The 9,009-nt window shown below is 72.1% G+C and carries 8 protein-coding genes and 1 pseudogene; 3 read left to right on the forward strand and 6 right to left on the reverse strand.

The genetic code is table 11. The annotated features are described in order from the left end of the window. Positions 1-499: 499 nt before the first annotated feature. From GTW08_RS08130 to GTW08_RS08150, 5 genes are all read right to left on the reverse strand, one after another. Positions 500-679, reverse strand: coding sequence for a YbdD/YjiX family protein (locus tag GTW08_RS08130; protein ID WP_073576102.1), 180 nt, complete (start codon positions 677-679; stop codon positions 500-502). After that, positions 676-2,859 (reverse strand): carbon starvation CstA family protein, encoded by a 2,184-nt coding sequence (locus GTW08_RS08135; protein WP_202416704.1) that lies wholly within the window; start codon positions 2,857-2,859, stop codon positions 676-678. The genes GTW08_RS08130 and GTW08_RS08135 overlap by 4 nt, the downstream gene beginning before the upstream one ends. Positions 2,860-3,109: 250 nt before the next feature. Beyond that, positions 3,110-4,936, reverse strand: coding sequence for a phosphoenolpyruvate carboxykinase (GTP) (locus GTW08_RS08140; protein WP_062398923.1), 1,827 nt, complete (start codon positions 4,934-4,936; stop codon positions 3,110-3,112). 387 nt (positions 4,937-5,323) lie between these two features. Continuing rightward, positions 5,324-5,674 (reverse strand): hypothetical protein, encoded by a 351-nt coding sequence (locus GTW08_RS08145; protein ID WP_073576155.1) that lies wholly within the window; start codon positions 5,672-5,674, stop codon positions 5,324-5,326. 204 nt (positions 5,675-5,878) lie between these two features. Then, a complete protein-coding gene (locus tag GTW08_RS08150) occupies positions 5,879-7,498 on the reverse strand; it encodes an MFS transporter (RefSeq protein ID WP_083658710.1) in 1,620 nt (539 codons plus the stop codon). A 234-nt stretch (positions 7,499-7,732) separates the two neighbouring features. On the opposite strand from GTW08_RS08150, the pseudogene GTW08_RS32675 reads away from it, so the two are divergent. The 3 genes and pseudogenes from GTW08_RS32675 to GTW08_RS08160 form a co-directional block, all read left to right on the forward strand. Next, a pseudogene (locus tag GTW08_RS32675) lies at positions 7,733-7,837 on the forward strand (TetR family transcriptional regulator); the annotation flags it as partial. 30 nt (positions 7,838-7,867) lie between these two features. Next, positions 7,868-8,239 carry a TetR/AcrR family transcriptional regulator gene (locus tag GTW08_RS32680; RefSeq protein ID WP_346009881.1) on the forward strand — a complete coding sequence of 124 codons (372 nt, stop codon included), beginning with the start codon at positions 7,868-7,870 and terminating at the stop codon, positions 8,237-8,239. Positions 8,240-8,327: 88 nt separating this feature from the next. Further along, positions 8,328-8,780 carry a hypothetical protein gene (locus tag GTW08_RS08160; protein ID WP_073576104.1) on the forward strand — a complete coding sequence of 151 codons (453 nt, stop codon included), beginning with the start codon at positions 8,328-8,330 and terminating at the stop codon, positions 8,778-8,780. Positions 8,781-8,788: 8 nt separating this feature from the next. Here the strand turns inward: GTW08_RS08160 and GTW08_RS08165 are convergent. Further along, the coding region (locus GTW08_RS08165) for a DUF6802 family protein (protein WP_346009880.1) at positions 8,789-9,009 on the reverse strand (221 nt) is incomplete at its 5' end.

A 9,009-nucleotide genomic window follows, 5' to 3' on the forward strand; every position in this document is an offset into this window, starting at 1 on the left:
CGGCGGGCACCCGGCCGGCGCGCACGTCGCCCGTGATCCGCGCCGCCGCCGTCCGCGGTGCCGCTCCGCCGCGGCCGGCCGACGCCAGCCGTTCGACGAACGCGACGAGCGCGTCGATGTCCGTGTCCTCGGACACCCGGACGTCCAGCATCTCGCCTCACACCTCCGCCGTACCTGTGTCGTCGCCCCGGGGACGACGTTCACGGTGTGTATCGCCGTGGACGGCCCGGTGTTCCGCCTCCGCCGCGACTTTCCGGCCGGGACCGGTCGGCCACCGTCACGAGGAGCGACGGAGCCGGGTCCCTTTCGGGGCACACGGCGGGTGCGGGTTCGTCCACTCGGACGGCCCCGGCTCCCCGCGACAGGCTACCTGCTGGGGCGCCACGCTGGGCCGATCTCGTCGACACCGTGCAGCGACGCCCCCCTCAGCACCCTTTGCCATCCACAGTGGGTTAGCGAGTTCGTCCGGGCACTGCTCCATCGGAGTGAAATGCCCGAGTCAACAGCAGCGGGCGGACGGGACGCGGTCCTGACGGTCGGTCCGCTCCCGCCAGAACTCGCGCTCGCCCAGCACCGGGGCACCCGGATGGTGGGCCGCCCGATGGGCGAGGTACCGCTCGTAGTCGCGCTCCCCGGCGAGCTCGCGCAGGAACGTCCAGAACGCCCGGACCCGGCTCATCCGGAGCCCCCGGCCCGCGCGAGCTCGCGCTCCTCGCGGGTGGCGACGAGTCCGGCCGGCGCCTGGATCCGGGACTCGACGTACGGGTCCTCGGAGCCGCCGGGCAGCGGGCGTCCGCGCAGCGCGGCGACCCACACCCGGACCGAGTCGGCCAGCACGATGACGATGAGCACCGCGAACAGCGCGGTGAGCACGGTGTCGACGGTCGTGTTCACGACGACCTTCTGCATCGCCTCGACGGTCGTGGCGGTGCCCAGGCTGGTCTTCCCGGCGTCGAGCGCGGCCTGGTACTGGTCGCGCTGGGCCCAGAAGCCGAGCTTGGGGTTGTCGGAGAAGATCTTCTGGTAGCTCGCGGTCAGCGTGACGACGGCGTCGAACACCAGCGGCACGAGCGTGATCGGTGCGTAGCGGGCCCGGCCGGTGCGGATCAGCAGCGTCGTGCAGACGGCCAGCGCGACCGCCGCGAGCAGCTGGTTCGCGATGCCGAAGAGCGGGAAGAGCTGGTAGATCCCGCCCAGCGGGTCGTTGACGCCGGCGTAGAGCAGGTAGCCCCAGGCCCCGACGATGACCGCGCTGCAGATCCAGGCACCCGGGCGCCAGCCCGTGTCGCGGAAGCGCGGCCAGACGTTGCCGACCGTGTCCTGCAGGATGAAGCGCCCGACGCGGGTGCCGGCGTCCACCGTGGTGAGGATGAACAGCGCCTCGAACATGATCGCGAAGTGGTACCAGAAGGCCCGCATCGCGTCGCCGCCGAAGACCTGGGAGAACACCGTCGACAGTCCGACGGCCAGCGTCGGCGCCCCGCCGGAGCGCCCGACCAGGGTCTGCTCCTCCACGGCCTGCGCGGCCGCGGTCAGGTCGGCGGGGGAGATCGTGAACCCGATCTGCTGCACCGCGGCGGAGGCGGACTCGACCGTCGGCCCGAGCACCGTCGCGGGCATGTTCATCGCGAAGTAGAGGCCGGGGTCGAGGATGCAGGCCGCGGCCAGCGCCATGATCGCGACGAAGGACTCGGTGAGCATCGCGCCGTAGCCGATGACCCGGATCTGGGACTCCTTCTGGATCAGCTTCGGCGTCGTGCCCGAGGCGACCAGGGCGTGGAACCCGGACAGCGCACCGCAGGCGATGGTGATGAAGACGAACGGGAACAGCGAGCCCGCCGCGACCGGGCCCTGCCCGTCGGAGGCGAACCGGGTCAGCGCGTCCATCTGCAGCGACGGCCAGGCCAGCAGGATCGAGGCCGCGAGCAGCACGACCACGCCGACCTTCATGAACGACGACAGGTAGTCGCGCGGCGCGAGCAGCATCCAGACCGGCAGCACCGAGGCGGCGAAGCCGTAGACCACCAGCGCGAGGGTCAGCTGGTTCGCGGTCAGGTGGAAGACCTCGCCCCAGGACGAGTTCTGCACCCAGCCGCCGCCGACGATGGCCAGCAGCATCAGCGCGACGCCGACCACCGAGACCTCGATGATCTTCCCCGGTCGCAGGTAGCGCAGGTAGAAGCCCATGAACAGGGCGATCGGGATCGTCATCGCGAGCGAGAACGTGCCCCACGGCGAGTCGGCCAGGGCCTGCACGACGACCAGCGCCAGCACCGCCAGCAGGATCACCATGATCGCGAGGACGGCGACGATGGCCGCCGTACCGCCGACCGGCCCGATCTCCTCGCGCGCCATCTGGCCGAGGCTGCGCCCGCTGCGACGGGTGGAGAAGAACAGCGTGACCATGTCCTGGACCGCGCCCGCGAACACGACGCCGACGATGATCCAGATCGTGCCGGGCAGGTAGCCCATCTGCGCCGCGAGCACCGGACCGACCAGCGGGCCCGCACCGGCGATGGCCGCGAAGTGGTGGCCGAACAGCACCCGGCGGTCGGTGGGCTGGAAGTCCTGCCCGTCGTCGAGGCGCTCGGCCGGGGTGGCACGGGTGTCGTCCACGCGCAGCGCGCGGTGGGCGATGAAGCGGGAGTAGAAGCGGTAGGCGATCGCGTAGGAGGCGACCGCGGCGAACACCAGCCAGGCCGCGGAGATCTCCTCGCCGCGGGTGAACGCGACGATCGACCAGGCGATCGCCCCCACCACCGCCACCGCGACCCAGATCGCGATCTGCTTCGGGTCGCGACGACGGGCCGTGCCCGTCCCCCCGGCCCCTGGCTCTCCCGGCCGCTCCGTCGTGACCATGCCGCCCCCTGCTCGTGCACCGTGCGTGACCGACGCCGTCGTGGAGTCGACCCGGTCGGGCACGTTACGTCGAGCAACGTTCGCTGTCACCGGTCGTGGGACCGCCGTTACCGAGTCTCGACCCGGGGTCCCGTCCGCGGGGGCGGCGGACGGGGCGACTCCGGTGTGGTCGGCACGCAGCACGGAGCCCCCGCACACCGGGCGGTGTACGGGGGCTCCGTGGGTCCCGCGCGGCCGGGGCCGCGGTGGGTCAGGCGCCGAGGCGCTGCTTCAGGGCCTCGAACTCGTCGCGGATCGAGGTCGGGAGGTTGTCCTCGCCGATCGTGGCGAACCACTCCTCGATCAGCGGGATCTCGGCCTTCCACTCCTCGACGTCGACGGCCAGCGAGGCCTCGACGTCGGAGCGCTCGGCGTCGACGCCGTCGAGGTCGAGCTGGTCGGCGGTCGGCACGAACCCGATGGGGGTGTCGACGGCGGCGGCCTTGCCCTCCAGGCGCTCGATGCACCACTTCAGGACGCGGCTGTTCTCACCGAAACCGGGCCACAGGAAGCGGCCGTCCTCGCCGCGGCGGAACCAGTTGACGTAGAAGATCTTCGGCAGCTTGTCCGCGTCCGCGCCCTTGCCGGTGGCGACCCAGTGGGCGAAGTAGTCGCCGACGTTGTAACCGAGGAACGGCAGCATCGCCATCGGGTCGCGGCGGACCTCACCGACGGTGCCGGCCGCGGCCGCGGTCTTCTCCGAGGACATGGTCGCGCCCATGAAGGTGCCGTGCTGCCAGCTGCGGGCCTCGGTGACCAGCGGGACGGTGGTCTTGCGACGGCCGCCGAACAGGATCGCCGAGATCGGCACGCCGTTGGGGTCGTTCCACTCCGGGGCGACGACCGGGCACTGGTCGATCGGCACGGTGTAGCGGGAGTTGGGGTGTGCGGCCTTGACGCCCGAGTCGGGCGTCCAGTCGTTGCCCTTCCAGTCCGTCAGGTGCTGGGGGTCGCCCTCGAGGTCCTCCCACCACACGTCGCCGTCGTCGGTCAGCGCGACGTTGGTGAACAGCGCGTTCCCGGCCTCGATGGTGCGCATGGCGTTCGGGTTGGTCTTCCAGTTGGTGCCCGGCGCGACGCCGAAGAACCCGAACTCGGGGTTGGTGGCGTAGAGCCGGCCGTCCTCGCCGAACTTCATCCAGGCGATGTCGTCGCCGACGGTCTCGGCGCGCCAGCCGGGCACGGTCGGCTGCAGCATCGCGAGGTTGGTCTTGCCGCAGGCGCTCGGGAAGGCGGCGGCGACGTAGTAGGCCTTCTCCTCCGGGCTGATCAGCTTGAGGATCAGCATGTGCTCGGCGAGCCAGCCCTCGTCGTGCGCCATGGCCGAGGCGATGCGCAGCGCGTAGCACTTCTTGCCCAGCAGGGCGTTGCCGCCGTAGCCGGAGCCGTAGCTCCAGATCTCCCGGGTCTCCGGGAAGTGGCTGATGTACTTGTCCTCGTTGTGCGGCCACGGGACGTCCGCCTGACCCTCGGCCAGGGGGGCACCGATCGAGTGCAGGGCCTTGACCCAGCGGTCACCGGCCTCGTCGAGCAGCGGCAGGATGTGCGCGCCCATCCGGGTCATGATCTTCATGGAGATCACGACGTACTCGGAGTCGGTGATCTCGACGCCCAGCTTCGGGTCCTCGGCGTCGGTCGGGCCCATGCAGAACGGGACCACGTAGAGGGTCCGGCCCTTCATGCTGCCGCGGTACAGCTCGGTCATCGTCCGCTTCATCTCGGCGGGCGCGACCCAGTTGTTGGTCGGCCCGGCACCGCGCTCGGTCTCGGTACAGATGAAGGTCCGCTCCTCGACGCGGGCGACGTCGCCGGCGTCGGACGCGGCGTAGAAGGAGTTCGGCTTCTTCTCCGGGTCGAGCCGCACGATGGTGCCCTGCTCGACCAGCTGGTCGGTGAGCCGGGTCCACTCCTCGTCCGAACCGTCGCACCACACGACGCGGTCCGGGGCGGTCAGCTCGGCGATCTCCTGGACCCAGGCCGCGACGCCCTGGTTGGTGGTCGGTGCCTTGTCGGTGCCCGGAACGGTCGCTGCAGTCATGTCGTCCTGTTCTCCTCGCCGGCCCCGGCCCGTCACCGGGGGAACTACGACGGGCCCGCGACCGGAGTCGGTGACGGGCCCAGACGGGAAAAGGTGGATTCCGAGGCTACCTGCGAAATAGTGCGCCACCCATGGGTGGAGTTGAGAGGTCAGGCACAGCACCGATCATGTAAATCGATCCAGTAGCCGACGGACGACGGCGATGTCCGCCCAGGTGACAGGCATGTCACACGAACGCAACCTGTTCCCGGTGACCGATTCGGGGACGATCTGTGACATCGGCGGGCACATTCCGGGAGAAGCGCCGTGGAAATTCACCCGCAGGCCGGAAGCGACCGTTTCAACGCATTCTCGGAACCCACTTAGGGTTTTCAGGAACGGAAGCGGTCAGCGCACCGCGGCGACGGCGCGCGCGAGCTCCGGAACCATGATCGGGAGACGGTGCGCGGTCACCTGCCAGTAGCGCGTGCCGGGGTCGCCGGCCCGCCAGGCGTCGGCGAGCCGGACGACGGCGTCCGGGTCGATCCGCCGGCGCGGCCGGGGCCGCATCCCGCAGCGCTCACGGACGCCGGCGTCGAGCGCGCGCCAGGCGTCCTCGGCGGTGGTGTGGACCGAGACCTCCGGGCGGCCCGGGACGACGTCGTGGTCCTCGGCGCCGGGATTCCCGGCGCCGTCCACGGAATCACCGGGGTGCTCCCCGAGCACCAGGGTGTAGGCGCTGACCACCTCGTACGGCACGGCTGTCTCCCGTGTGGAGTCGGCACCGGCGACCGGCACCGGTCGCCGCGGACGAGCCGTAGTGAACCAGCCGGGGCACACCGGATCCGCCGAACGAGCGTCCGACGGGGCCGCGCGTCGCCGGAACCACCCGTCCGGGCGGCCGGACGGTCACCCGTGACCGTCACGGGTGGTCACCCGGCGCTCACACCCCGCGACAAGCGGTCAGCGGCGGGCGACCGCGTGTCCGGCGTCGGAGTCCACCGCGGAGGCACCGGCCGCCAGGACGTCCCGGTGCGCGCGGCGCAGGCCGAGCCCGGCCGTCACCAGCACCACCGCGACGGCGACCGCCGCCACCCCGGACGCGACGTCCACCCCGTGCACGAACGCCTCCCGCGCGGAGGCCAGCAGGGCCGCCGCGGTGTCGGCGGGCATCGTCGTCGCGACGTCCGCAGCCCCGCCGAGGGTCTCTCCGGCCGAGGACGGCGTCCCGTAGGGGAGCACGACACCCGCCCGGTACACCGCGGACAGCACCCCGCCGACCAGCGCGGTGCCGAGCACCGCACCGACCTCGTAGGCGGTCTCGGAGACCGCGGCCGCGGCGCCGGCCTTCTCCGGCGGGGCGGCGGCGAGGATCGCGTCGTTGGTGACGGTCTCGGACAGCCCGATCCCCGCGCCGATCAGCACCGCGGCCGTCATCAGCAGCACGACGGCCGAGTCCACCTGCAGGAACAGGCAGACCACGTAGCCGGTCAGGACGAGCGCGAGCCCGGTCGCGACGAGCTGGTGCAGCGCGAACCGGCGGGCCAGCCGCGCGGCGGCGAGCCCGGCCACGACCGTCACCACGAAGCCCGGCAGCAGGAGCAGGCCCGCCTGCAGCGGCGAGTACCCGACGACCAGCTGGAGGTACTGGGCGGAGAAGAACAGCAGCCCGGTGAGCCCGAACATGGTGGTGGCGTTGGCCAGCGCGCTGTGCCGGAGCACGGGGCGGGCGAACAGCTCCAGGTCGATCAGCGGGTCCAGGCCGCGCCGCACGCGTCGCCGGTAGTGGGTGACGAACGCGGCCCCGGAGCCGACACCCACCAGCACCGACGCGACGACGGCGGGGGTCACCCCGCCCGCGGACCCGGCCAGCTTGAGGGCCAGGACCAGCGGTCCCATCGTCAGCAGCGACAGCACCACGCCGACCAGGTCGAGCCGGCCCGGCTCGGTCTCCCGCGACTCGGGCACCACCAGCGGCGCGACGACGAGCAGCAGCGCCATCGGCGGCACGCTCATCACGAAGATCGAGCCCCACCAGAAGTGCTCGAGCAGCAGCCCGCCGACGATCGGGCCGAGCGCCGCGCCCGCGGCGAACCCGGTCGCCCAGATCGCCAGCGCGAGTCTGCGGTGGGTCCGGTCGAGGAACACCGACCGCAGCAGCGCCAGCGTGGAGGGCATCAGCATCGCGCCGAACACGCCGAGCAGGGCGCGCGCCGCGACGAGCTGGGCGGCCGAGGTGGCGAACGCGGCGAGCAGCGAGACCGCACCGAAACCGGCGACACCGATCATCAGCAACCTGCGGCGGCCGATCCGGTCGCCGAGGGTGCCCATGGTGACCAGCAGCCCGGCGAGCACCAGCGGGTAGACGTCGACGACCCACAGCAGCGTCGCCGCGTCCGGGCGGAGCGCGGCCGAGAGCTCCGGCAGCGCCACGCCGAGCACCGTGTTGTCGATCGATACCAGCAGCGTGGGGATGGCGAGCACCGCGAGCGCGAGCCAGGCGCGCGGCCCGGGCCGCGGCGCCACGTCCGGCCCGCCCGTGTCCATCGCCGCGCCCCCTGCGCCGACCTCCGGCCGTGCCATCGCCGTTCTCCCTCGTGCTCGTCGTCCCGTGGTGCCCGGATCCGGACGCAGCTTTACCGTCCGGACGGTACATCTTTATACCGTCCAGACGGTACAGTCCATTCCCGGCCGGGGCTGTGAGGCGGGGCACGGGCACTAGGCTTCGCCCATGGCGTCCCACTCCGAACGACGGAACGACGGAACGCGGGGACACGGGGACCGGGCTCGGCCCGCGACCGGGTCCTCGACGCGTACGAGACGCTGCTGATCGAGCAGGGGCCCGGTGGCGCCACCCTCGACGCGGTGGCGGCGGCGGCCGAGGTGTCCAAGGGCGGGCTGCTCTACCACTTCAACTCCAAGGAGTCGCTGGTCGGCGGCCTGCTGGAGCGGCTGCGCGAACGCAGCGCCCGGGACGCCGAGCTCATGCGCTCGGACACGGCGGGCACCGTGGCCTACTATCTGCGCACCTCGATGCCGGGCAACACCTCGCCGGTCGGGCTGACCCGCACCTACCTCGCCACCCTGCGCATCGCCGACGGCACCACCTCCGGGGAGGCCGCACGGAGCGCGCTGGCCGACGTCGACGCCGACGGGCTCGCCGCGCTCGGCGAGGAGATCCACGACCCGGTCGTGGCCTGGCTGGTGCAGCTCGTCGGGGACGGCCTCTACCTGCGCACCCTGACCGGCGCACCGCTCACCGGCGGGGTGTCGACCGACGAGCTGCTCGACACACTGCGGGAGCTGCTCGCCGCCCGTTCCTGAAACGGATGAACACATCGCGCGCAGAGCGCGTCGAACCGGTCGCGCGGGGTAGTCTCCAACCCTGCACACGCACGGGGAGGGGCCCACTGTGGAGGGAACCGGCGGCTATCTCGCACTGGTCGTGGTCGGAGTGGCGATCACGGTCGTCGTGGGCCAGATCCTGCTGCGCACCGGACAGCCGTTCCTGGAGGACGTCTTCCAGAACACGGAGACGTCGCACTCCATCAACCGGCTGCTGGTGGTGCTGTTCCACCTGCTGACCCTCGGCGTCCTCGGCATGATCTCGGTGATCGACATCGAGAGCATCACCGGCGTGCAGCAGATCGTGTTCAAGATCGGAGCCGTGCTGCTGATCGTCGGGATCGCCTATGGCGTCTCGATGCTCGTGCTGCTGCGCATCCGCGAGCGGCGCCGCCAGCAGAAGGTGTCCGCGGACATCGACCGCTCCATCGCCGAGCAGCGCCGCGGCGTCGGCCGGTTCCGGCGCGGCGCGAACACCGACAGCGAGGGCCGCACCCCCGCCGACCAGCCGGAGGACTGACCCAGGGCTCAACCGGGGCCTCCGGGCAGGCCGGTCACCGCGTCGGCGAGACCGTCGCCGTCGAGGTCGGTCCAGAACTCCGGACCCCGTCCCGTGTCGACGACGAGCGTCTCCGCCACGCCGTCGCCGTCGGCGTCGCGGGCGGCGGGCCCGGACACCGGGACCGACCCCACGACGCCGGAGCGGGCCCGCGGCACCCGCACCCACCAGGGGACGGGCAGCGCCGCGG

It is taken from the genome of Pseudonocardia sp. SID8383 (genome assembly GCF_009864975.1).
Classification (GTDB): Bacteria; Actinomycetota; Actinomycetes; order Mycobacteriales; family Pseudonocardiaceae; genus Pseudonocardia; species Pseudonocardia alni.

Bases quoted from the DNA above. Each gene is read 5' to 3' on its own strand.
- GTW08_RS08150 (WP_083658710.1), bottom strand. From the start codon at position 7,498: ATGGCACGGCCGGAGGTCGGCGCAGGGGGCGCGGCGATGGACACGGGC.
- GTW08_RS08130 (WP_073576102.1), bottom strand. From the start codon at position 679: ATGAGCCGGGTCCGGGCGTTCTGGACGTTCCTGCGCGAGCTCGCCGGG.
- GTW08_RS08140 (WP_062398923.1), bottom strand. From the start codon at position 4,936: ATGACTGCAGCGACCGTTCCGGGCACCGACAAGGCACCGACCACCAAC.
- GTW08_RS08135 (WP_202416704.1), bottom strand. From the start codon at position 2,859: ATGGTCACGACGGAGCGGCCGGGAGAGCCAGGGGCCGGGGGGACGGGC.